A 23,700-nucleotide genomic window follows, 5' to 3' on the forward strand; every position below is an offset into this window, starting at 1 on the left:
CGACGGAACGATACATTCGCTCGGCGCGCGCGACGGTGGCGGGGCGCGCGGCCGTGACGGCGCGCGGGTGAAATAGCGCGCGCCGTCGCCGCATCAGGTTCCCGGCTTCGCCGTGAGCAGCACCTTGAGCGCACCGGTCTCACCCGCGCGGCCGAAGACGTCGTAGGCCTCCTCGAACTCGTCGAGTGCGAACCGGTGGGTGATCATCGGCGAGGTGTCGAGTTTGCCGCTGCGGACCAGGCCGATCAGGGTCGGCGTCGAGTACGTGTCGACCAGGCCGGTGGTGATGGTGAGGTCCTTGATCCAGATGCTCTCGAGGTGCAGGGTGGCCGGCGCACCGTGGACGCCGATGTTGGCGACATGGCCACCCGGCCGGACCAGTTCGACGGCCTGCTCGAACGTCGCCGGCACTCCGACGGCCTCCATGGTGACGTCGGCGCCGAGGCCGCCGGTGAGGTCGCGCACCACCGCGGCGACGTCGTCGCGCCCGCCGTTGACCACGACGTCGGCGCCGAACGTCTTGGCGGCCTCGAGGCGGCTGTCGGCGAGATCGACCGCGACGACGTGGCTCGGGCTCAGCAGCCGGGTCGCGAGGATCGCGGCGAGACCGATCGGCCCGGCGCCGACGATGACGACGACGTCGGCGGGCCGCACGCATCCGTTGAGCACGCCGACCTCGTAGGAGGTGGGCAGGATGTCGGCGAGCATGAGCATCTGCTCGTCGCTCACGCCCTCGGGTACGCGGTGGGTGGAGTTGTCGGCGAACGGGACTCGCACGAGTTCGGCCTGGGTGCCGTCGATGAGGTGGCCGAGGATCCAGCCCCCGCCCCCGAGGCACTGGCCGTAGCGGCCCTCACGGCAGAAGCGGCAGCGCCCGCACGAGGTGATGCACGAGACGAGGACCCGGTCGCCGGGCGCGAGGTTCTGCACGCCCGGCCCGACCTCGACGACGGTGCCGACGGCCTCGTGTCCGAGGATGCGCCCGTCGGTCACCTCGGGGACGTCGCCGCCGAGGATGTGCAGGTCGGTGCCGCAGATGGTGACCGCGTCGACGCGGACGATCGCGTCGGTGGGGTCCTGGATTCGGGGATCGGGGACGTCCTCCCAGGAACGCTTTCCCGGACCGTGAAACACCAGTGCCTTCATTGCTTCGGGCCTTTCGCCGATCGGTGTCTGCCGGGTTCAGCGTCTCACCCGTAACGCCGTCGGGAAATGGCCATTGGGCCTCGAATCGGGCGGGTGGAGGTCACACCGGGGCGATCAGTGGCCGGAGACGATCGTGAGCCGGTCGGAGTCCGCCGCCTCGACCAGCGCGTCGGGGGTGCCGTACCCGTCGACCTCGACGACGGGTGCCCGGTCGACGGCGGCGCGGACGACGTCGTCGTCGGACATGAAGACGATCAGGCCCTGCCCCGCGGCGTCGGGAAGGTTCTCCCACACGGTGCCCGTCAGGCCGAGGTCGCGGTTGATCGAGCTCATCAGCAGGGGCAGCGAGAAGCGGTACATGCGGTCCCACGACCCCGGCGACAGACCGGCGTCCTCGGCGACGGAGGCGAGGGTGCGGGGTTCGCCGGTCAGCAGGACCGTGTCGAACTCCGCCTCGAGGATCGGATCGTCCTGCACCCGGACCGTGTCCGCGGACCCGCCGCAACCGGCGACGGCGAGCACCGTCGCCACCAAGAGCATCCCCGACCTGCGGGCCGTGCACGCCGGCACCGTGGATCTCGGCACCGTGCATCTCGGCACACTGCGCAGCACCCGGTCACCCCCAGTCGATTTCGCTCGAGAACGCGTGAAAGCTACAGCACCGCCCGCACGGGAAGCAGCGGCGTCGGGCGACGTCGGAATCACCGAGGAACTGCGCTGTGACGGCTGACAATCGGCGCGGGCGGTCTCACTCTCGCGCGGTGAGCTCCGCGATGTCGCCCCTCAGCTCCGACCGGAGCGAACCCATCAGCTCTGCGGCGATCCCGAACTGGTCGCCGACGAAGTGGGTGTTGTCGGCGGACAGCTCCCGCGCCCCCGATCGGCCGATGAGGGAGTCGATCCGCTCGTCGAGGCTCGCGGTGCGGGCCTCGACCTCGGCGGTGCGCAGCTGGACCTCGGCGACGGTGAGCAGCTCGCCGATGCGGGCCAGTGCCGCCACCCGGTCGAGAAGCTGATCCCACACCGGTGCGAGTGCGGCGATGCGCGCGTCGACGGCCGCGCGAGCGGACGGCGCCGCGCGCCGGGCGTCGGCGAGTTCGGCGAGCAGGCCCCGCAACGTCACGGCGTCCACGGCGATCTGCGTCAGCTCGTCGGCGAGATCGAGCTGGGACCGCTGCACCGCGAGGTGGTCCGACCGCCAGGCCGTGGAGCCTTCGATCCGGTCGTACAGGGTGCCGGCGAGGAACAGCAGGGTGTCGTACCGGTCGACGAAGTGATCGTCGCCGTCGGGCACCTGCCGGCCGAGGGCGTCGGCGGCGCGACGTCCCGCCGCGGCCGCCGCGGTGCCGTCGGACCAGCGCGTCACCCGGTCCACGGCCACGCCGAGCACGGCGCCGCGCACCTGATCGGTCGTTCTCTCGGGGATCGGCGCGGGCGTGCGCTGCAGCGCCGCGAACAGGGCGTCGCGCTGGTGCGGGTCGAGGTGCACGCCGTCGCGCCGTTCCCGCCGCACGGCCCGCACGCCCTGCGCGTAGTGCCGGCCGGACACGGTGAGCGTGTAGTGGGCGTTGCGCAGCCGCTTGGCCAGCTCCCCCGCCCGGTACTCGAACACCAGCCGGGCGGCGCCGGGGCGCAGGTCGGCGGCTCGCGTCGTGAGGCGGGCGTGCTCGTCCGTGAGATGGCGCAACGCGCCGAACCCGCCGAGGGTGGGCAAGCCGCGGCCGATCCGGCGGCGCCGGGCCAGGATGTCGCGGGTCTCGTCGTCGAGGTGGCCGGCGGCCAGGCAGAGAGCGGCGGCGTCCGACAGCGGGGCGTGCCGGCCGTCGAGCCGGTGCTGCTCACACCAGCGGCGCACCTGCGCGGCCATCCGCGCGCGGCGCTGCTCGGCCGGTTCGAACCCGACCGGGAACTGCGGGTCGTCGGACATCGGGACCTCCTCGTGGCGTCCGGACCCCTCCACTGTTCCAGAAATCCCGGGAGCGCGACGGGAGCGCCGGTCAGGCGAGGAACTCGGTGACGGCGTCGACCGCGGCGCGCTGGGCCCTGCCCTGCCCGGCCGGGGTGCCGCCGAAGGCGATGCCACCGCTCCACTGGGCGTCGCCGGGGAACATGCCGAGGCGGATCAGGTGGCCGGCGCCGTCGACGGACAGGTGCCGGTCGCGACCGTCGCCGCGCCGGGCGAGCAGTGCGCCGGCCATGTCCGTGGACGGCCACAGCTGGTCGTCGGTGCCGGTGATGCACAGGATCGGGGCGTCGATCTTCTCGGCCCGCAGGTGGGCGGGGTCGGGTGCGTCGCGCAGTCCCGCGCGGTAGGCGTCGGACAGGCGCAGCAGCGACGGCCGGTGCCGGGCGACGTCGCGGCCGGCGCGCCAGGCGTTGCGGATCATCTGCGGCATCAGCGCGGAGCTGGGCAGCGGCGCCCAGGGCTGCGGCTCGCCGCCCAGGGTCCACGACGGGGTGTCCGGGATCTCCCCGTCCGGCCCGAGTCCCTGCCACGAGACGGAGCTGGGGCTGACGAGCACCAGCGCCCGCAGCGACGTGCCGTCGGCCGCGACGGCGGCGAGAAGTCCTTCGGCTCCCCGGGAAATACCCACGGCGGCAACGTTGTCGGTGTCGATCTCGGGCAGGGCGGCGAGGTGGCGCAGCGCGCCGGTGAAGCGCTCGAGCGGAACGGACGCGACCTCGGTGTTCTCGTCGAGCCACGAGTAGGCGAGGGCGACGTGGCCGTGGGAGGCGAGGGCGGCGATGGTGGCGCGCTGGGAATCGACGCCGCCCTCGGATCCGCCGACGCACAGCACCGCCGGCCATCCGCGCGGCGGAGCCGGGCCGTCCGGGCGGGCGAGCAGACCCGGCCGTCCGGCGACGTCGAGGTCCTCGACGGTCACGCCGGGCGCGGCGTCGGTGCGGATCACCGTGCGTCGCGTGGTGTGCGGGCCGTCGGTGACGGTGAGCGTGACCGGCCACCGGCCGGGCGGGGGGACGAACAGGTCGGGTACGCGGTCGGGCTCGTCGAACCGCATGTCCCACAACGGTTCGTCGACGACGTCGACGCTGCCGTCGTAGCTACGGTGCGAGCGCCAGCGGGCGCCGGACATGTCGGTGCCCTCGGCGGTGACGGTGATCGTCGCGTCGGGCCGCGATCCGGCGAGGGTGAGGCGGAACGGCTCGTCGTGCCGCGACTGGCGCGGCACGACGAGGTGGACCCGGGGCGAGTCGAGGTCCGGGGGTGGTGCGGTCGGGGACGCGGGTTCGGGACTCGGGTTGGCGGTGGCGGCGAGCGCGGAATTCGTGTCGAACCACTTGGGAAACAGGGCCGAAACCAGTCCGGCGGCGCCCAGCACGACGAAGGGGACGACCCAGTATCCGACGACGGAGAGCGCGTCGGTCTCGTCGCGGACGGTGGCGGAACCGTCGACGAGCGGCGGGATCAGCGAGGACACGGTCATCACGGCGAACGCGGCGGCCCACATCCACGTCATCGCGGTGGTGATGTACCGGAAGCCGCTTGATTCCGCGGTCGCGGGATCAACTGTCTCGACGGCGTATTCGCGCACGAACGGTCGTCCGGCGAGGATGCCGCCGAGGACGACGAGCAGCAGTCCGAGATTGCCGACCGGTTGCAGCCAGCGTTCGAGGACGGCGTCGTCGAGCGTGAGCGCGGCGATCAGCAGCAGCGCGAAGACGACGACGGTGCCGACGTCGAGGGAGCGCCACGGCTTTCCGCGCACCCGCTGCACGAGGGGGCCGGCGGCGGCGAGCGCGAGGGCGGCGGCCACGGCGGTGACGAACCCGGTGTTGCCGACGAGGATCCAGTACACGATCCACGGCGCGAATCCGACGACGAGGGACATTCGCGGATTGTCTCCCGCCTCCCGCCACCGTGGGGGTGCTTCCGCGATACGCCTCAGGAGTTCACGGGAACGAAAATCACGGTCCGCACTTCCTCCGCGGGGGTGCCCGGCGGGCTCCGGTACTCCTCCCACGCGGTGCTCAGGTCGAGGTCGTGACCCTCACGGGCGGCCCAGGCGGCGAGGGCCTCGTAGGTCTGCTCGAGCGTGTCGTAGGGACCGAGGTGGGTCTCGGTCGCGACCTCGCCGGCAGGCAGGTCGATCGGGACCACGTGGCCGTCGCCGTCGATCGGGGTGGCGACCTCGAAGCCGGCGGCGCCGTCGAAGCCCTCCCTGGTGAAGTTGCGGTAGTACGCGACGGCCGGGCCGGCCGGCGACGTGCCCGCGCCGGCCAGGTACTGCTCGACGGCGCCGTACGCCTCGCCGAGGTGCTCACCGATGTGCGCCACGTCGGTGCTGAACTCCACGGCGGCCAGATGCCTGGCCGGTGCGTGCACGATCTCGGGCATGCGTCCTCCCCTGTCGAAGCCTGGGGCCACGATAGGCGATTCACACTGCCGTTTCGTGAACTTCCGGAGACATCGAGCCCCCGGGGTGTGCGGGGGTTGCCGGCGGCCGAATGTCACATCCGGTCGATGCGATCGAATCGATGTGACATTCGGCCCGCACACACGAGCGCTCCGACGTCCGTGACAATCGTCACAGCACCGGCCGGACCGCAGCGCCCCTCGTCGCGGCGGCGCGACGGGTCCGGCGGACGGCGGCCCGTGTCCGCTTCGGCCCGTTCGCGGCGTCGATGCCGGTCCGATGCTGGACAATTCACGTAGTCGACGGCGCTCGCGGGCCCGGCATCGTGCCGTGCGAAAGACCAACGGCCGGAATGTTACTGCCCGGTGTTACCCGGCGGTATTCCCGGGCCCGCCACGGCCGAGCCCCGGCACCGGCCCACATTTCTATCGTAATCGCCTGTCCGCCAGCAGTTCCCGCGCGCGAGGCGGAGAGGGAGCGCCGAACCCGCTCCGCCGACCACAAAACGTGACAAACCCTCATGTTTCCTTCATGCTGTTAGCGGAAGGATCGTCCCCACCGGGGGGGCACTCGGCCGTCGACGACGACGGTCCGCGGGACGAGGCCGACCGCCTGTCCGCCGACACCCAGGCATCCGCCGGGCCAGTCGGTGCACACGTCCGCACGCATACGCCGACACGAGGAGCCGACCGATACATGTTCTTGCTCGCGTTATCAACCCGTGACGCGGGCCTCGACATCGGTTAACTTTTTTCACTCACTGGCGAGAAGCTTCGACGAGCGTCGCACGAGCGCGCACAAACCTGGAGAACGGTGGCAACGAGTATGTTCAAACGGATCGCGGTGGTCAACCGAGGTGAGGCGGCAGTACGCCTCATCAGAGCAGTCCGGGAGCTCAACTCCGAGCACGGCTACGACATCAAGACGATCGCCCTGCACACGGAGGCCGAGCGGCGGGCCATGTTCGTCCGCCAGGCCGACGAGGGCGTCACCCTGCGGCCGTCCACCACGGCCGCCACCCCCTACCTCGACCACGCCGAACTCGAGCGCGCCATGCTCGAAGCGAAGGCCGACGCCGTGTGGGTCGGCTGGGGCTTCGTGGCCGAGGATCCTGCGTTCGCCGAGGTCTGCGCCCGCCTGAACATCACCTTCATCGGCCCGTCGGCCGAGGCCATGCGCCTGCTCGGCGACAAGGTCGAGGCCAAGCTGCTCGCCGAGAAGGTCGGCGTGCCCGTCGCCCCGTGGTCGGGCGGACCGGTCGAGACCCGCGCCGACGCGCGCCGGCACGCCCAGGCCATCGGCTACCCGCTGATCATCAAGGCCCGCTCCGGCGGCGGCGGCCGCGGCATCCGCAAGGTGTACTCCGAGGACGAGCTCGAGCTCGCCCTCGAGCGCACCCAGGGCGAGGCCGAGCGCTCGTTCGGCGACCCCGTGGTGTTCATCGAGCGTCTCGTCACCGACGCCCGCCACGTCGAGGTCCAGGTCATCGCCGACGGTCACGGCAACGTCTGGGCGCCGGGCGTGCGCGACTGCTCCATCCAGCGCAAGAACCAGAAGGTCATCGAGGAGTCGGCCTCGCCGCTGCTGACCAAGGAGCAGGCCGACAACCTGCGCGCGGTCTCCGCGGACCTCGTGCGCGCCGCCGGGTACTGCGGCGCCGGCACCGTCGAGTACCTGTACCAGCCGGACCTGAAGATCTTCACCTTCCTCGAGGTCAACACCCGCCTGCAGGTCGAGCACCCCATCACCGAGGCCACCACCGGCATCGACCTGGTCAAGCTGCAGATCCTGGTGGCCTCCGGCGAGAAGCTCCCCGGCGACTGCCCGCCCGAGTTCGGTCACGCGGTCGAGGCCCGGCTCAACGCCGAGGACGCCGACAACGGTTTCGCCCCCGCCCCCGGCTCCGTGCAGCTGCTGAAGTTCCCGCTCGGGTCCGGCCTGCGCGTCGACACCGGCATCGCCCAGGGCGACGTCATCCCGCCGGACTACGACTCGATGGTCGCCAAGATCATCGCGTGGGGCCGCGACCGCGACGAGGCCCTGGCCCGCCTGCGTACCGCGCTGCGCGAGACCACCGTCGTCCTCGAGGGCGGCACCACCACCAAGTCGTTCCTGCTCGACCTGCTCGACCGCGAGGAGGTCATCTCCGCGTCGGCCGACACCGGCTGGCTCGACCGCACCGGCGCCGGCACCGCCACCGGTCCGTCCCGGGTGGCCGACATCGCGCTGATCGCCACGGCCGTCGACGTCTACGACGCCGAGGAGAGCCACGAGCGCGCCGCGTTCCTCACCTCCGCCCGCGGCGGCCGCCCCCGCGCCGGGCACTCGGTGGGCCGCAAGGTCGAGCTGAGCTACCAGGGCCAGGCCTACGAGCTGCTCGTCGGACAGGTCGGGCCGCACCGCTACCGCGTCGATGCCGGCAGCGGCGAACTCGAGGTGGACGTCGACCGGCTCGGGCAGTTCGAGTCCCGGCTCGTCCTCGCCGGCCGCCGCCACCACATCGTCTCGATCGCCGGCGCCACCGGCTTCCTCGTCGAGGTCGACGGCATCAGCCACCAGATCAGCCAGGACGAGGCCGGCGTCGTGCGCACCCCCGCGCCCGCCGTCGTCGTCGCGGTGCCCGTCGCCCTAGGCGACGAGGTCGAGGCCGGCCAGACGCTCGTGGTGCTCGAATCCATGAAGATGGAGACCGCGGTGCGCGCGCCCTTCGCCGGCCGCGTCCGCGAGGTCCTCGCCGTGGTCAACTCGCAGGTCGACGCCGGCGCACCGCTGCTGCGTGTCGATCGGATCGCCGAGGAGACCGTCACCGAGACGGTCGAGCGCGTGGAGTTCCCCGCGCCCGCCGCCGTCGTGACCGGCGACGCCGCGGCCGACGCGCTGGCCCGGCTCGACGCCCTCGAGGCGCTCGTCACCGGGTACGACGTCTCCGGCAAGCGGACCGCGACGCTGCTCGCCGAGTACGACCGGCTGCGCGGCGAGGCCGCCGGGAACTGCGACCTGGTGCGCGCCGAGCTGGCGCTGCTCACCACGTTCGCCGACGTGTGCGAGCTCTCGCGCAACCGCCCGACGCAGGCCGAGGAGTCCAGCGACGAGCGCGTGCACAGCCCCCGCGAGCACTTCCACGGCTACCTGCAGTCCCTCGACGTCGAGGTCGGCGGCCTGCCCGAGAGCTTCCGGGCGCGGCTGTCGCAGGCGCTGCGGCACTACGACGTCACCGAGCTGGACCGCACCCCCGAGCTCGAGGAGGCCGTCTACCGGCTGTTCCTCGCGCAGCAGCGCATCGAGACGCAGGTTCCGGTGGTCTCGGCACTGCTCGAGCGGTGGCTCGAGGAGACCGAGGGACCGGCCGGCATCTCGCAGGAGCTCAACGAGGTCCTCGACCGGCTCATCGTCGCCACCCAGGTGCGCTACCCGGTGATCGGCGACGCGGCCCGCAACCTGCGCTACCGCCTCTTCGAGGAGCCGGTGATCCGCAAGGTCCGCGAGCAGGTGTACGACGGGGTGCGCGGCAGCCTCGCCCACCTCGCCGACCACCCCGGCGCCGCGGACTACGCGCAGCGCGTCGAGGCCCTCGTGGCCACCCCCGAGCCGCTGATCGACCTGCTCGCCCAGCAGATCGCCCGACCGGAGACCGTCCCGGGCCCGCTGCTCGAGGTCATCACCCGCCGCGCCTACAAGATCCGCACGCTCGAGCAGGTGCAGTCCGAGGTGCGCGGTGGCCGGCAGTTCGTCACCGGCAACTTCGATCTGCGCGGCACCCGCCTGTACCTGATCTCCACCGAGGCCCGGCACGCCGAGCTCGAGGCGGCCCTGGACACCGTCGAGGAGTCGGCGCGCACTCTGCCCGGCACCGACAACCTGGTGGTCGACCTGTACCTCGCGTGGGACGACGCCCCCGCCGACGCCGACGCGCAGGCCGAGGCGCTGCGCGCGGTGCTGGCCGGCCGTGAGGTCGCCACCGCCGCCCGCCGGGTCACGGTGACGGTGTGCCACACCGACCGCGCCGAGGAGCACGTCTTCACCTTCCGCCCGTTCGAGACCGGGTACGCGGAGGAAGCCAACATCCGCGACATGCACCCGCTCACCGGTCAGCGCCTGGATCTGTGGCGGCTGAAGAACTTCGTCGGCACCCGCCTGCCGGCGAACCCGGACTCGTACCTGTATCACATTGCGGCGAATGAGAATCCGTCCGACGAGCGGCTCATCGCCCTCGCCGAGGTGCGGGACCTGACCCCGCAGCGCGACGAGACCGGCACGATCGTGGGCCTGCCCGCGTTCGAGCGGGCCCTGTCGAGCTGCCTCGACGCGATCCGCCGGTCGCAGGCCGCCCGCGGCAAGCGCCGCCTCGACGCGAACCGCGTGGTGCTGTTCGTCTGGCCCGAGGTGGATCTGAGCATCGACGACCTGAAGCGGGTCAGCCGTGGGGCGGCCCCGCTCACCGTCGGCGCCGGTCTCGAGGAGATCACCGTCATCGGCTGGTGGCGTGAGACCGCGGAGGCCGAGCCCCGCGAGGTGGCGCTGCGATTCTCGTACCGCTCCGGCGCCGGCGTGGTCGTGCGGGTGACCGATCCGCCGAAGGAGCCGCTGCAGCCGCTCGACGAGTACACCCAGAAGGTCCAGCGCTCCCGCGCCCGCGGCACCGTGTACCCGTACGAGCTGATCCCGCTGCTCACCGGCAGCGAGGGCAGCTTCGTCGAGTACGACCTCGACGCCTCCGGCGCCGTGGTGCCGGTGCAGCGCCCGTACGGCCGGAACAAGGCCGGTCTGGTGGTCGGGCTGGTCACCACCCCGACGCCGCGGTACCCGGAGGGCATGACCCGCGTCGCGCTGTTCGGCGATCCGACGAAGGCGCTCGGCACCGTCGCGGAGGCCGAGTGCGCCCGCGTCGTCGCCGCGATCGACCTGGCCGAGCAGCTCGGCGTCCCGGTCGAGTGGTTCGCGCTGTCCTCCGGTGCCACCATCTCGATGGAGTCCGGCACCGAGAACATGGACTGGGTCTCGCGGGCCCTGCGCCGCATCATCACCTTCACGCAGGCCGGCGGCGAGATCAACGTCGTGGTCACCGGCATCAACGTCGGCGCCCAGCCGTACTGGAACGCCGAGGCGACGATGCTCATGCACACCAAGGGCATCCTGGTGATGACCCCGGACAGCGCGATGGTGCTGACCGGCAAGCAGTCCCTGGACTACTCCGGTGGCGTGTCGGCCGAGGACAACTTCGGCATCGGCGGCTACGACCGTGTCATGGGCCCCAACGGTCAGGCGCAGTACTGGGCACCGAACCTGTCGGCCGCGGTCGAGGTGCTCTTCGGGCACTACGAGCACGCCTACCTCGCCCCGGGCGAGCGGTTCCCCCGCAAGGCCGAGACCGTCGACCCGATCGAGCGCGACGTGCGGGTGTACCCGCACGTGCACCCGTCGAGCGACTTCACCACGGTGGGCGACATCTTCTCCGCGGAGACCAACCCGGACCGCAAGAAGCCGTTCGACATCCGCACGGTCATGCGCGCCGTGGTCGACCAGGACCACCCGGTGCTCGAGCGGTGGGCGGACATGGCCGACGCCGACACGTCGGTGGTGTTCGACGCCCATCTCGGCGGCAACGCGGTCACGGTGATCGGCATCGAGTCCCGCGCCATCGCCCGCAAGGGCTGGTTCCCCACCGACGGGCCGGACCAGTGGACCTCGGGCACACTGTTCCCGAAGTCCTCGAAGAAGACCGCACGGGCGATCAACGCGGCGAGCGGCAACCGCCCCGTGGTGGTGCTGGCGAACCTGTCCGGGTTCGACGGCTCCCCCGAGTCGCTGCGCAACCTGCAGCTCGAGAACGGCGCCGAGATCGGCCGGGCGATCGTCAACTTCGACGGCCCGATCGTCTTCGTCGTGGTCTCCCGCTACCACGGCGGCGCCTTCGTGGTGTTCTCCGGCGCGTTGAACGAGAACATGGAGGTGCTCGCGGTCGAGGGCTCGTTCGCCTCCGTGCTCGGCGGCGCACCCGCCGCGGCGGTGGTGTTCACCCGCGACGTCAATGCGCGCACCGCGGCGGATCCGCGGATCACCGAACTCGAGGCGCAGCTCGCCGCGGCCGAGGACGGCGAGAAGGCCCGCCTGCGGGTCGAGCTGGCAACGCAGCGCACCGCGGTGCGGTCGGAGAAGCTCGGTGAGGTGGCTGCGGAGTTCGAGGCCATCCACAACATCCAGCGCGCCCAGCAGGTCGGCTCCGTGCACTCGATCATCCCGGCCGCGGGCCTGCGGCCGGAGATCGTCGCCGCCGTCGAGCGAGGCATGGCGAAGGTGCTCGCGCAGTAACCGCACGACCCCCGAAGGGCCCCGCACCGGTTCGCCGGTGCGGGGCCCTTTCTTGTGCCCTCACGAGCCCGTCACGGCCTCGGCCGGCGTCCCGGGTACTTTCTCCCGCCGGGACGGCCGTACGTCGCCCTGCAGTCGCTGGGCGAGGCGACCGATCCGCGCACACAGCCCTCGATCCGGAGTGTCCCAATCCCGGGAAATATGCGATCGTGAGCAAGCTCACAGGTTTGCGGCGGCGTGGAGCCGGGTACCGATTTTCGCCCCCCACACCCCCCGCGCAGGTCGCTACATGCACCCTGTTGGCACGCAGTGCTTTGGAGCCGGCACCAGCCGGGCGATCGGAACAACCACGGATCGAACAGCGAACTCTGTTGTACCGGAACATATTTCGCAGATATATCACAAGAACGCGAACAGACCAGCTGCATGTATGCCGCGCTCCTGACCCCGCAGTAATACCGCGCGCCATTCCGATCGGCCCTCCGCGCATTGCGTGTTGTGGCGAAGGTCCCGGAACGGACATGCAGTCGGCCGGTAGGTGAACACCACCCCAACAATGACCGTAATTCGTTGTTATTCAAGAATATTCAATATCATTAGCGTAAGTCATTGCCCTGCCAATCATTTTCGGCGAAAGACATGACACATGCCGCGCGATGCTGCATCATTGATCTCGACAGGGGAGAACGAGCGGGAGCACTACGTGAATTCGGTTGGCAGGGGCGAATATCGCGAAGCGTGCAGGGACGCTCACATCAGCTGCTCGCGGTAGCAACCACGCCGATCGGACTCCGGGCACCGCCGCTCGGGGCACCGGCATCGCCGGCCCGACACATCTGTACTCGACGGCATCCGTCGAGTTCGCCGCATTCGAGGAGAACCGACATGACCAGCACCATCGAACCGTCGTCCCGTACCACCGTCGCCGGCACCAAGCTGCGCGGCCGCGTCGCCTTCGTGACCGGTGGAACGCGCGGCATCGGCGCGGCCATCAGCCGCAGCCTCGCCGCCCAGGGCGCCACGGTGGCCGCCGGGTACGGGCGTAACACCGCCCAGGCCGACCAGTTCCTCGCGGACATCCAGGCGAACGGCCAGAACGGCGTCGAGTACAGCGTGCACAAGGGCGACGTCGCGAACGCGGACGACTGCCGTCGCACCATCGACGAGGTCATCGAGCGGCACGGGCGCCTGGACATCCTCGTCAACAACGCCGGCATCACCATCGACCGCACCGTGCTGAAGATGGAGGACGACGACTGGAACAACGTCATCTCCGTCAACCTCTCCGGCGCCTTCTTCCTGGCCCAGGCCGCCCTGAAGCACATGCTCGAGCGCGGCACCGGTCGCATCGTCAACGTCTCGTCCGTCATCGGTGAGACCGGCAACATCGGCCAGGCGAACTACGCGGCCTCGAAGGCCGGCATGTTCGGCCTGACCAAGACGCTCGCGAAGGAGGCGGCGTTCACGCTGGCCCGCTCCGGCAAGCTCACCCCGGACAGCATCGGCGTCACCGTCAACACCATCACCCCCGGCTTCGTCGCCACCGAGATGGTCGAGACCATCCCGGACAAGGTCCTCGATCGCATCAAGAGCACGATCCCGGTGAACCGCCTGGCCGATCCCGAAGAGATCGCCCGCGTCGTGCACTTCCTGGCCGCCGACGCCTCGTCCTACATCACCGGTCAGGTGTGGGGCGTCAACGGCGGACTCGACATGTGACCCGCTGCACCCAGACACACCTCCGCACTTCTCACTGAACGGTACTTCGGCACATGCAGCCTTTCGAGCTCAACCGACACGGGCGGATCGTCTTCCCGTCCAACTTCTTTCCCGATCTCGATTTCTCGACGATGACGAGCGTCGAGCAGCTCGATGCCGTCATCCGTCGCGATTTCGAGACCAAGGCCCCCACGGTCTCGGAGATCCTCTCGCGCCACGCGCAGGGCGTCTACCGCACCAAGGTCGATCTCATGCGCGACATGGCGCTGAACCTGTTCTGGGCCAACCGATTCGCGATCACGATGTTCGACAAGCGCCCCACCCGGTGGTCGGACGTGCCGCGCAACCGCGACGACGTCTACATGCCCGTCCTGACGCCGTGGCCGGACAGTGAGACGAAGACCGCCCAGGTCGCGGACGCCTACCGCGCCCTGCCCGCGGGCTGGGACGACCCCGCCGAGGACCGGATCTTCGAGACCCTCTTCGACGTCTTCGGTGCCCGCAAGCACATCGCCTCCGGGTTGCCGACGGTCAAGCCCACCGTCGCAGAGCTGATCTCCGATCCGTCGAACCGGACGATGCGCCTCGGTGCGTACAACCCGGACTTCCCCCGGTTCGGCTACGACGAGATCCTCGACTGCCACGAGGACGTCGCCGAACTCGAGGCGCTGCGACGCTGGTCGATGGTGCTGCACAACCAGCAGCCGTGGGAGCGAACCCAGGTCGAGCTCACCGAGGTCGGGCAGCTGCGCGACGACGACTACGTCGTGCTCTACTACCCGCGCGACCGGCACGTGCAGCGGTTCATCTCCCGGGTCACCTCCGGGCGGACCGCCCGCGCCGCCGTCCCCACGAAGGTCGAGCCGGTGCAGCCCTCGCGGCCGTACCCGACGATCGACGTACGCCGCGACTTCGCGGTGCAGCCGCGCATCGAGGCCCTCGCCGTCGCGCACGGTGATCAGGTGTGCACCAACGAGGATCTGATCCGCAACTCGGCCTACAACTGGTCGCCGATGACCGCGGACGAGATCACCGCCAAGACCGGGATCGAACAGCGCCGCTACACCTCGGGCAGCTTCGAGGACCTCGCGCTGTCGGCGGCGAAGTCGGCGCTCGAGCACGCGCAGGTGGGACCCGAGGACATCGGGGCCGTGATCGTGTGCACCTGCACCAGCGCCCGGCTGATCCCGTCGCTGGCCACCTGGATCTCCGGCGAGCTGGGCATCGCCCAGACCCACGCCTCGTTCGACCTGGTCGCCGCGTGCGCCGGCCTGCCGTACGGGCTGGCGGAGGCCACCCGGATCCTGCAGCAGGTTCAGCGGCCGGTGCTGGTGGTGTGCGTGGAGAAGTTCTCCGACAAGATCGGCAATGTGCGCCCCTCCCGCATGATCTTCGGCGACGGCGCGGCAGCGCTCGTGGTCGGCGTGGCACCCGAAGGCTCCGCACCGGACATCGAGTACATGCAGACCTACGCCAGCGGCCCGAACAGCCAGGTCAACTCGATCATCTGGCCGAACCCGGACTTCGACAACTACATCACCGTCTACGGACCCGAGGTCAAGGCGCTCGCCGGCCGCTACTTGGTCCAGATGCTCGACGACGTGAAGGCCCTGCCCGCCCCGGAGGGCGGCATGGGAACGCTGCTCGACAACATCGACCTGATCGTCCCGCACCAGGCGAACAAGACGATGATCACCGAGCTCGCGGCGGACGCCGGTCTTTCGTCGGACCGCCTGTACTTCAACATCGAGAAGGTGGGCAACGCGTCGTCGGCGAGCATCCCGCTCGCCATCCACGACGCGGTCCGGGACGGGGTGATCACCGAACCCGTGCGGATCTTCGCTCCGGGCTTCGGCGCCGGCGCCGTCGCCGGCTTCACGGTGCTGCGGATCGATCCGGCGGTGGTGGCACCCTTCCGCCCGGTTGACGGTGAGGCCGTGGCCATCGACCCGCTGCGCGCAGCGTCCTCCTCGGACGACGTGACACTCGCCTTCGGCTGATCGAACCGTCGTTCCCCGCGTGGGGAATCGTTGCCCGCGTGCGCACCAGCGCACGCGGGCAACGGCTTTCGGTACCGATGCTCAGGGCAGGACGCGGATCCAGTCGATCAGGGCCCGGGCGACCTCGTGCGGAACCTCGGGGATCAGGGCATGCCCGGCCCCGGGGATCAGCACGACCGTGACCCTGTCGGCGCCGAACTGCCCGGTGAGTTCGCCGCGGGTCGGCGCCGGACGGAACACGTCGTCGCCTGCCTGCAGGTCCAGCAGCGGCGACGGCGCGACCGTCCACCACGATTCCTTGTCCGTGGCCGTCATCGCCCGGCGCTGCGCGACGATCGCGGCGGGCCACCAGCCGTCGAGCCACACCGCCGGGTCGTGTCCCTCGGCGAAGAACACCGCCCGCAGGTGCTCGAGCCGCTCGGCATCCGGCAGGGCCAGGTCGGAGCATTTGGCGACGCGTTCGGTGAGCGACTCCGGGAACCGGCGGGCGCCCGCGGCGAGAATCGCCACCCCCCGCACCAGGTCGGGCCGATCCGCGGCGAGGACCCGCGCGACGTAGTGGCCGAAGGCGTGCCCGGCGAGGACGGCCGGGGCCGCGTCGAGCCGCTCGATCACCTCGGCGACGTCGCGGGCGAGGTCGTGCAGGTCGAGGTCCTCGAGCGGACCGCGGCTCGTGCCCACGCCACGCGGCTGCGGTCGGATCGCGCGGAAGCCCGCCGCGGCGAGGTCGGTTGCGATCGGGTCGAACTCGTAGGAGTCGCGGCCGAGGGACGGCAGCAACACCACGGCCGGGCCGGTTCCGTCGACGAGCACCTCGATCTCCACGTCGCCGAATGCGACGGTGTGTATATCGCTCATGGCGCCATCCTTCCAGTGCCGCCGAGCCGACACCGAATTCCTGAGGCTTGCAGCCGTTACGGGCACTCGCAACTGATGCCGGCTCACCGGAGCGGGTGTCTGCTTCCTCCGTGCCGGCGCCGCATCTCGGCCGGAGCGTCGAGTTCCCACCGGGAGGCTCTGCTGAAATTGTTGCTCGCCTAATATCAATGGCGGCACCGTCCGATAGTCGAGATTGATCAATGGGGGCAGTAGTGGAGATCCGTCACCTGCGTACGTTCCTTGCGGTAGCGGAGGAGCTTCACTTCGGCCGGGCGGCCGCGCGGCTTCATATGGCGCAGCCTCCCGTCAGCCAGCAGATCCAGCAGTTGGAGAAGGAGCTCGGCGTCCAGCTGTTCGAGCGCAACACACGGTCTGTCTCACTCACGAAGGCGGGCCAGGCGTTGCGTGGCCCGGCGCAGAAGGTTCTGAACGACTTGGACCTGGCAAAACGCGCGGCGATGTTCGGCAGCTCGGGAATAACCGGCAGAGTTTCATTGGGTTTTGCCAGCGCCAGCAGCCGCCGCGTCCTGCCTCTGATCACCAGGGCCGTCAAGGGCAGCGAACCGGGCATCGACCTTGCTCTACAGGGGCAGACGTACGGCGGAGCGGTGGTGAATCAGATCCTCTCCGGAAGCCTCGACATGGGCTTGGCTCGTCTGCCTGTGCGCGACCCGTCGATCGACTGGCACATCATCGACTTCGAGACGCTGGTGGCTGCGCTGCCCGAAGACCACCCACTGGCGGCGAAACCGGAGCTGGAAGTCGCCGACCTGGCCGGTGAGCCGTTCGTGACTTTCCCGGGCACGCAAGGCTCCACGGTCAGGGACGCCACGGCTCTGATCGCCCTGCAGGCGGGCTTCTCCCCGCGCATCGTCCAGGAGGCGCCCGATTCCTACACGATTCTCAGTCTCGTCGCCGCCGGTGTCGGGATCACAGTGACTGTCTCCTCCGTACAGCACATCCAAATGCCCGGACTTTGCTATCGGGCGTTTTCCACCCCGGTACCGAAAATGGCCGCTGTGCTGGCGTGGCACAAGAAGAATACGGATCCTGCCCTGCACGCTGTCGTGGCCATTGCCCGGGAGCTCCTGCCCACACCCGAGCCCGAGCCGGTACTCCTCATCCGGTAACCCGAAATGGCCGGATCAGCCCCGACCGGACTCGCTGAAGCCCCGGTTCTGCTGGGGTTCTTGTCGTTCTCGTCGACGTACCTTCGGATTGGTTAATCCCCGCTATCGAACTCATAGTGAATTCAGATCAATCAGAATTGGATTGCACTACTGTGGATATGAGAAGCTCTGCGCGGTGGGTCACAACTCCCACCCCGGGGGGCGTGCCTCATAGGAGCCGTTCCCCTCCCTTAACTTCTCCCTTCGATAGGTTATCCATGTCAACGACAGCCACTGCCGGCGACGGCGCCGGAATACCCGACGGCACAGGGCACTTTCCGAGAAATCAGCGGAAGTCCATGATCGCCGTCGTCTCGGGAAACTTCCTCGAATGGTTCGACTGGACCATGTATGCGCTCCTGACCACATACTTGGCCGCCAACTTCTTCGACAAGAACGATCCCCAGTCGGCGCTGCTCTCCACGCTGGCGGTGTTCGCCGGCGGCTTCCTCGCCCGCCCCCTCGGCGGACTGATCTTCGGCCGACTGGGAGACAGGCTGGGACGCAAGACATCCCTGGTCATCTGCATGCTCATGATGGGCGCAGGCAGTCTCCTGATCGCGGTGATCCCGACCTACGACTCCATCGGCATCTGGGCCTCGGTTCTTCTTCTGACGGCTCGGCTCATCCAGGGCATCGCCCACGGCGGCGAAAGCGGAAACGCCTACACATACCTGGCCGAGATCGCCCCGGCGAACAAGCGGGGCCTGTGGGGTAGCAGCATCATGATGACCATGCTGCTCGGCGTCATGGCGGCAACCGCGATGAGCATCCTTCTGACGTCGATCATCTCCGAGGACGACATGTCGGAGTTCGGGTGGCGCATCGGCTTTGCCATCGGAGCAGTGCTGGCCATCTTCGCGCTGTTCCTCCGCCGTCAGGCCGAAGAATCCGGATTCTTCGAGGAAGCCAAGGCGGCCGCCGGCACCGCGTCGGTCCGAGTGATCACGCGCCGGCAGCTGGTGATCATCGCCGTCCGCATTCTGATGCTGAGCCTCCTGACCAACGTCCTTTACTACACGTGGGTGAACTTCTCCTCGTCGTTCGCCATTTCCGGCAAGGGCATGGATCCCAACGGGGCTTACATCGCAACGTTCTGCGCACAGATTCTTGCCTTCATCGCACTGCCGTTCTGGGGGCGGCTCTCGGACCGGATCGGGCGCCGCAAGCAACTGGTGTTGTGGGCTGTCGCGGTCATTGTGGTGGTGTTCCCCATCAACTGGGTCCTGACGTCGGCGCCGTGGACCCTGTTCGTATCGCAGGGAATTGCCCTGCTCGTATGGGGCATCCAGTCGTCGATCCACTCCACAATCATGTCCGAGCAGTCGCCCACGGAAGCCCGCGCGACGAGCGTAGGCATCTGGACCTCCGTGGGTGCCGCACTCTCCGGCGGCACGGCGCCCTATCTGTACGCCTGGCTCAACTCCATGGATGTCGGGTGGATCTTCTCGGCCTACATCGTGGTGCTGGCTCTGGTCACCCTGGTAGCCATCAGGTTCATCCCCGAAACAGCCGGTCTCGAAATGGACCGCATCCCGTTGCCCGGCGAAGAGAAGGTCTCCAGCGAGGACGAGAGCACCGCCCTCCCGGTGGGCCGTTGAGGTCCCCTGAACCAACTCTGACGATCGGCTCGGCCCCAGCCTGGATTGCAGGCGGGGGCCGAGCTGTTTCTTTATCGCGATCGAACTCGACATGACCGGCGCGGCCGCATCATCGAGACCCACGGGCCCAGCCTGCCGCTTCGCGGTGAGTGGATCCAAACCGAGTGTCGGACATGACGAAGGGTGAGCCGACCTGTTGGGCACCGCGGACAAGATCGGCCTGACCACGGCCGGCTGCACGGCCCGTCGTTGATCGCGACCATGGTCGCGGCCGCGTCCTCGGCGGATCACCGGGCCAGCGCGGGCATCACCATGGCGGAAAGTGCGAGACAGACGCCGCCGACCGCCGCGGGGCCGGCGCCGCGGCCATCGGCACCCTCTCCTCATCGGGATGCCTCGGTCCCCGACGGGTGCGTCCCATACGCCGGTGGCGGCGGTGCAGGTGCCCGGGCCGCTGATAGCCCCGTTATTGGCCTAAAGATTGCCATACATACAGCCGATAACCGATATTGTGCCGCCTCGAACGCCAGGAGCACGAGACAGATGTGCTTCAGATCGTGTCGATGTACTGGCCCAACTCGTCGAGATCGGACGTGGTGTCGAGCAGTTTCTTGCTGCGCAGGACGGTTCGGGCGGTGTCGAGGTAGCGACGGATGAGTGGGCCGATGGTGTCCTCGCGGTAGGCCAAGGCCAGGGGCACGGACACTGTCGGAGATCTCAGCGGTCGGTAGGTGACACCGTTCATGCGCAGGTGCCGTACCGACTCGGGCGCGAGGGCGACCCCGAGGCCGGCGGCGACGAGGGCGACCAGGGTGGAGGTCTCGGCCACCTGTTGCCGGACGGTGGGAACGAAGCCCGCCAGCCTGCACGCGGTGATCAGGGTGTCGTGCATGGTCGACGGGGAGCAGAAGCCGATGAATGCCTCGTCGGCGAGATCGTGGAGGTCGATCGTGGTGGCGCTGGCCATGGGGTGCTGTACGGGCATGACCACCAGCAGGGGTTCGTTGCGCAGCAGTTCGACGACGATGCCGGGCGCGTTCACCGGGGGTCGGAGCAATCCGACGGACAGGGTGCCATCGAGCAGGGCCTGAACCTGGGCCGGGGTGAGCATCTCGCTGCGCAGGGTGAGCTCCACCAGCGGGTTGCGTTCGCGGTAGGCACGGACCAGGTTGGGCATCAGGTCGTAGGTGGCCGAGCCGGTGAACCCCAACGACAATGCTCCCATTTCTCCGCGGTCGGCTTTGCGCGCCGAATCCACGGCGTCCTCGCTGGCGGCGAGCAGGGCGACGCAGCGGTCGTAGAACACCCGGCCGGCCTCGGTCAGGGCGATCGAGCGGGTGGTGCGCGCGAGCAGTCGCACGCCGAGTTCGCGTTCGAGCTTGCGGATCTGATGGGAGACCGGGGACTGGGCGATGGACAGCCGCTCGGCCGCCCGGGTGAAGCTGCCCTCGTCGACAACGGTGACGAAGTACTTCATATGGCGCAGCTCCATACCCCAGTCTGACATTCAGATGGAAGATATCTCAATAGCTGAACAAACAGGTGTTAGACATCTAGATTTCTGCCTCCTAGCCTCATCTTCGAGAGCTGGATCACACCGACCCCGGACAGTGACGGGCTTCTCGTTCCGGTGGGACCGCGGGCTGGGCGTTTCTCACCTCGTCGCACTTGTGGAGGAGAACACGTGAAGGTCAACCTGTTCCTGCAGGCGCCGTACCGGTACCTGCCCGACGACTTCGAGGCCAAATACGAGTCGGTGTGCAGCATCCCGTACTCGCTCGTCACCCGGGACGGGATGTACTCCTCGATCCGGGACTTCATGGACGAGCTCATGCTCGGGGCCCGCAGCGGCTACGACGGCGTCGCGGTCACCGAACACGGCCAGAGCAGCTACGACATGGTCCCCAACCCCGATCTGATCTCGAGCGCGCTGGCCTACATGACCGAGACCGAGGGACTCGACGTCGCCGTCTACCCGATGGGCCGCTCTTTGGGCAAAGCCCGCGAGCCGCTCCGGGCCGCCGAGGAATACGCGATGATCGACGTGATGAGCGGCGGCCGCCTGGTCGCCGGACTGACCGTGGGTCTGAGCTACGACGCCAACATCAACAACGGCATCCCGCCGATCGAGGTCCGCCCCCGGTTCGACGAGAACCTCGAACTGGTCCTGCGGGCCTGGCGCGAGCAGGAACCGTTCGCCTGGAACGGCCGCTACACCCAATACCCGATGGTGAACATGTGGCCGCGGCCGCTGCAGGAGAACGTGCCGGTGTGGATCACCGGCATCGGCAACCCACGCACCATGCGGATGTGCTTCGACCGCGGCTTCGGGTTCAACTACCTGAGCTGGTTCGGCGCCAAGCTGACCGGCAAGCGCATCTTCGACCGCATGTGGGAACAGGCCGACGAGGCCGGCGTCGCCCGCAATCCCTACCGCATCGGGTTCCTGCAGACCATCGCCGTCGCCGAGACCGACGAACGCGCCGAGGCCGAGTACGGTCCGCACGCCGAGTACGCCTTCCGCAAGGGCCTGGGCTCGATCCCGATCGAGAAGCTCGGCCTGCCCGGCGCCATCGACATCAACGGCGTCAAGGCCCTGATCAAGGACCCCGGCGACTTCGGCCTGTACCACCGCATGCGCACCGCCACCTTCCGCGATCTGGTCGAGGCCGGTGTCGTGGTGGTCGGCAGCCCCGACACCGTCGCCGAACAGCTGCTCGCCTTCTGCCGCGAATACGGCATCGGCAATCTGCACGCCATGCTCGGCTTCGGCTCGCTGCCCCGGCACCTGGTGATGAAGAATATCCACCTGTTCGCCGAGGAGGTCCTGCCGCGGCTGCGCACGCTGTGGACCGACACCGACCACAAACACCACTGGTGGCCGAGCCGACTCGGCGGCACCCCCATCGCCTACGACATCACCGCCACCACGAAGGCAGGAGCGAACGCCCGATGAGCACCACACCCACCATCACCGAACAGACCGTCGACGTCTGGGGCGGCCGGCTCGCCATCACCGTCAAGGTCGCCGGCGCCGGCGCACCGCTGCTGTATTTGCACCCGGCCGCCGGTCTGGCGTGGGATCCGTTCCTGTCCCATCTGGCCTCCCGGTACACCGTCTACGCCCCCGAATTCCCCGGCACCAGCGAGGGCAACCCGTACGCCATCCACACCATCGACACCCTCAGCGACATGGTGCTGGCCTACGAGGAGCTGGTCCGCACCCTCGGGCTCGACCATCCCGTGGTGATCGGGCAGTCCTTCGGCGGCATGCTCGCCGCCGAACTCGCCGCCACCTTCCCCACCCTGCCCGACAAGCTGGTCCTGCTCGACCCGATCGGGCTGTGGACCGAGACCGCCCCGGTCGCCAACTGGATCGCCACACCCCCCGACCAGCTACCGGCCCTGCTGTTCCACGACCCGGCGAGCCCGGCCGCCCAGGCGATGCTCGCACCCTCCGACGACCTCGCCCAGCAGCAGGCCGCGGCCGCGGCGATGGTGTGGGCGTTCGGCTGCACCGGCAAGTTCGCCTGGCCCATCCCCGACCGCGGCCTGCGGCACCGCCTGCACCGCATCACCGCACCCACGCTGATCGTGTGGGGCCGCAACGACAGGCTCATCTCGGTGGACTACGCCGATCAGTTCCACAAGCTCATCGCCGACAGCACCGTCACCATCGTCGACGACTGCGGCCACATCCCCCAGGTGGAAAAACTCGACGACACAGTCGAAGCCGTCGACAAATTCCTCCTCTGACCCGAGCAGGCACCGGTGTCCTCCCGACCGGGTCCCCGACCTCCCAGGAAACCGACCATGACCACAACGCTGCAACCCCCCGCACGCGATAGCCGACCGGCCGACGAGCACGAGGTCGATGCGACGACGATCCGGCGGGCCATGGGCCGCGTGCCCACCTCGGTCGCCGTCGTCACCGCCCTGTGCGACGGGGAACCGGTCGGCATGACCATCGGCTCGCTGACCTCGGTATCGCTCGATCCACCGTTGGTGGCGTTCTTCGCCTTCTCCGGATCATCGACGTTCGCCCAGCTTCGGCGCTGTCGCACATTCTGCATCAACGTCCTCGCCGAGGATCAAGCCGAGATCTGCCACGGCTTCGCTCGACTCGACGGAGCAAAGTTCGACCTCGGTGAGTGGGAATATCACCACGGAATCCCCACCATCAAGAACGCCGTCACCACGGTGCTGTGCGAGCAGGACCATGTTTTCGAAGCCGGGGACCACCTCGGCATGATCGGCCGCGTCACCGAAGTCGACTTCAGCGACAACCGGCCGTTGGTGTACTACCGCGGGCAGACATCCCAGCTTCACAGCTCCGGCTCCTGGGAATGATCGGTCCGGCCGGCTCCATGCCTGTCGGGGCGTGACCGGCAAGTCTGGATTCTTCGTCCGCTTCGATTCGAGGCGGCCGCATCCGATGCACCGCAAGCCTCTCGTGCCCGATCTCTCCAAGCGGTGAGAGTAGACCCGGGACCGGATAAGT

The 23,700-nt window shown here is 69.1% G+C and carries 15 protein-coding genes; 8 read left to right on the top strand and 7 right to left on the bottom strand.

The annotated features are described in order from the left end of the window. Positions 1 to 93 precede the first annotated feature (93 nt). The 5 genes from ACWPOB_RS23395 to ACWPOB_RS23415 form a co-directional block, all read right to left on the bottom strand. Positions 94 to 1,146 (bottom strand): zinc-dependent alcohol dehydrogenase family protein, encoded by a 1,053-nt coding sequence (locus tag ACWPOB_RS23395; RefSeq protein ID WP_455402277.1) that lies wholly within the window; start codon positions 1,144 to 1,146, stop codon positions 94 to 96. A gap of 114 nt (positions 1,147 to 1,260) precedes the next feature. Then, a complete protein-coding gene (locus tag ACWPOB_RS23400) occupies positions 1,261 to 1,686 on the bottom strand; it encodes a hypothetical protein (RefSeq protein ID WP_455402278.1) in 426 nt (141 codons plus the stop codon). 208 nt (positions 1,687 to 1,894) lie between these two features. Next, positions 1,895 to 3,073: a hypothetical protein gene (locus ACWPOB_RS23405; protein ID WP_455402279.1), complete on the bottom strand. Its 1,179-nt coding sequence runs from the start codon at positions 3,071 to 3,073 to the stop codon at positions 1,895 to 1,897. A 70-nt stretch (positions 3,074 to 3,143) separates the two neighbouring features. Then, entirely contained in the window at positions 3,144 to 4,997 is a 1,854-nt protein-coding gene (locus ACWPOB_RS23410; protein WP_455402280.1) for an acyl-CoA thioester hydrolase/BAAT C-terminal domain-containing protein, read from the bottom strand. A gap of 53 nt (positions 4,998 to 5,050) precedes the next feature. Continuing rightward, a complete protein-coding gene (locus ACWPOB_RS23415; protein WP_455402281.1) occupies positions 5,051 to 5,503 on the bottom strand; it encodes a GyrI-like domain-containing protein in 453 nt (150 codons plus the stop codon). Between the two features lie 844 nt (positions 5,504 to 6,347). Between ACWPOB_RS23415 and ACWPOB_RS23420 the strand changes: the two genes are divergently transcribed. The 3 genes from ACWPOB_RS23420 to ACWPOB_RS23430 all read left to right on the top strand — a co-directional run bounded on the left by ACWPOB_RS23420 (position 6,348) and on the right by ACWPOB_RS23430 (position 15,550). Further along, positions 6,348 to 11,831, top strand: coding sequence for an ATP-binding protein (locus ACWPOB_RS23420; protein WP_455402298.1), 5,484 nt, complete (start codon positions 6,348 to 6,350; stop codon positions 11,829 to 11,831). Between the two features lie 885 nt (positions 11,832 to 12,716). Continuing rightward, on the top strand, positions 12,717 to 13,550 hold the full coding sequence (locus tag ACWPOB_RS23425) for a 3-oxoacyl-ACP reductase family protein (RefSeq protein WP_455402282.1): 834 nt from the start codon (positions 12,717 to 12,719) through the stop codon (positions 13,548 to 13,550). Between the two features lie 53 nt (positions 13,551 to 13,603). After that, positions 13,604 to 15,550, top strand: a complete 1,947-nt coding sequence (locus tag ACWPOB_RS23430) for a 3-oxoacyl-ACP synthase III family protein (RefSeq protein ID WP_455402283.1) — start codon at positions 13,604 to 13,606, stop codon at positions 15,548 to 15,550. 81 nt (positions 15,551 to 15,631) lie between these two features. Here the strand turns inward: ACWPOB_RS23430 and ACWPOB_RS23435 are convergent, their stop codons facing one another. Beyond that, positions 15,632 to 16,408, bottom strand: coding sequence for an alpha/beta fold hydrolase (locus ACWPOB_RS23435; protein ID WP_455402284.1), 777 nt, complete (start codon positions 16,406 to 16,408; stop codon positions 15,632 to 15,634). A gap of 233 nt (positions 16,409 to 16,641) precedes the next feature. Between ACWPOB_RS23435 and ACWPOB_RS23440 the strand changes: the two genes are divergently transcribed. Both ACWPOB_RS23440 and ACWPOB_RS23445 read left to right on the top strand, forming a co-directional pair. After that, positions 16,642 to 17,559 carry a LysR family transcriptional regulator gene (locus tag ACWPOB_RS23440; RefSeq protein ID WP_455402285.1) on the top strand — a complete coding sequence of 306 codons (918 nt, stop codon included), beginning with the start codon at positions 16,642 to 16,644 and terminating at the stop codon, positions 17,557 to 17,559. Positions 17,560 to 17,897: 338 nt separating this feature from the next. Then, the gene (locus ACWPOB_RS23445) at positions 17,898 to 19,199 is read left to right on the top strand and encodes an MFS transporter (RefSeq protein ID WP_455402286.1); all 1,302 of its coding nucleotides are present in this window, start codon (positions 17,898 to 17,900) and stop codon (positions 19,197 to 19,199) included. 550 nt (positions 19,200 to 19,749) lie between these two features. On the opposite strand, the gene ACWPOB_RS23450 is transcribed toward ACWPOB_RS23445, so the two are convergent. After that, on the bottom strand, positions 19,750 to 20,706 hold the full coding sequence (locus tag ACWPOB_RS23450) for a LysR family transcriptional regulator (RefSeq protein WP_455402287.1): 957 nt from the start codon (positions 20,704 to 20,706) through the stop codon (positions 19,750 to 19,752). Positions 20,707 to 20,883: 177 nt separating this feature from the next. On the opposite strand from ACWPOB_RS23450, the gene ACWPOB_RS23455 reads away from it, so the two are divergent. Genes ACWPOB_RS23455 through ACWPOB_RS23465 form a run of 3 tightly spaced genes read left to right on the top strand, consistent with a single transcriptional unit; the run spans position 20,884 to position 23,549 of the window. Next, positions 20,884 to 22,155: an LLM class flavin-dependent oxidoreductase gene (locus ACWPOB_RS23455; protein WP_455402288.1), complete on the top strand. Its 1,272-nt coding sequence runs from the start codon at positions 20,884 to 20,886 to the stop codon at positions 22,153 to 22,155. Next, positions 22,152 to 22,955: an alpha/beta fold hydrolase gene (locus ACWPOB_RS23460; RefSeq protein ID WP_043797917.1), complete on the top strand. Its 804-nt coding sequence runs from the start codon at positions 22,152 to 22,154 to the stop codon at positions 22,953 to 22,955. Before ACWPOB_RS23455 ends, ACWPOB_RS23460 begins: the two co-directional genes overlap by 4 nt. A gap of 57 nt (positions 22,956 to 23,012) precedes the next feature. Further along, positions 23,013 to 23,549, top strand: coding sequence for a flavin reductase family protein (locus ACWPOB_RS23465; protein ID WP_455402289.1), 537 nt, complete (start codon positions 23,013 to 23,015; stop codon positions 23,547 to 23,549). The last annotated feature ends 151 nt before the right edge of the window (positions 23,550 to 23,700 follow it).

It is taken from the genome of Rhodococcus sp. 2H158 (assembly GCF_053764755.1).

Excerpts from the sequence above, each read along its gene's own strand:
- ACWPOB_RS23400 (WP_455402278.1), bottom strand. The coding sequence starts at position 1,686 with ATGCTCTTGGTGGCGACGGTGCTCGCCGTCGCCGGTTGCGGCGGGTCC.
- ACWPOB_RS23410 (WP_455402280.1), bottom strand. The coding sequence starts at position 4,997 with ATGTCCCTCGTCGTCGGATTCGCGCCGTGGATCGTGTACTGGATCCTC.
- ACWPOB_RS23420 (WP_455402298.1), top strand. The coding sequence starts at position 6,348 with ATGTTCAAACGGATCGCGGTGGTCAACCGAGGTGAGGCGGCAGTACGC.
- ACWPOB_RS23395 (WP_455402277.1), bottom strand. The coding sequence starts at position 1,146 with ATGAAGGCACTGGTGTTTCACGGTCCGGGAAAGCGTTCCTGGGAGGAC.
- ACWPOB_RS23465 (WP_455402289.1), top strand. The coding sequence starts at position 23,013 with ATGACCACAACGCTGCAACCCCCCGCACGCGATAGCCGACCGGCCGAC.
- ACWPOB_RS23405 (WP_455402279.1), bottom strand. The coding sequence starts at position 3,073 with ATGTCCGACGACCCGCAGTTCCCGGTCGGGTTCGAACCGGCCGAGCAG.
- ACWPOB_RS23450 (WP_455402287.1), bottom strand. The coding sequence starts at position 20,706 with ATGTCAGACTGGGGTATGGAGCTGCGCCATATGAAGTACTTCGTCACC.
- ACWPOB_RS23415 (WP_455402281.1), bottom strand. The coding sequence starts at position 5,503 with ATGCCCGAGATCGTGCACGCACCGGCCAGGCATCTGGCCGCCGTGGAG.
- ACWPOB_RS23435 (WP_455402284.1), bottom strand. The coding sequence starts at position 16,408 with ATGAGCGATATACACACCGTCGCATTCGGCGACGTGGAGATCGAGGTG.
- ACWPOB_RS23445 (WP_455402286.1), top strand. The coding sequence starts at position 17,898 with ATGATCGCCGTCGTCTCGGGAAACTTCCTCGAATGGTTCGACTGGACC.
- ACWPOB_RS23430 (WP_455402283.1), top strand. The coding sequence starts at position 13,604 with ATGCAGCCTTTCGAGCTCAACCGACACGGGCGGATCGTCTTCCCGTCC.
- ACWPOB_RS23425 (WP_455402282.1), top strand. The coding sequence starts at position 12,717 with ATGACCAGCACCATCGAACCGTCGTCCCGTACCACCGTCGCCGGCACC.
- ACWPOB_RS23460 (WP_043797917.1), top strand. The coding sequence starts at position 22,152 with ATGAGCACCACACCCACCATCACCGAACAGACCGTCGACGTCTGGGGC.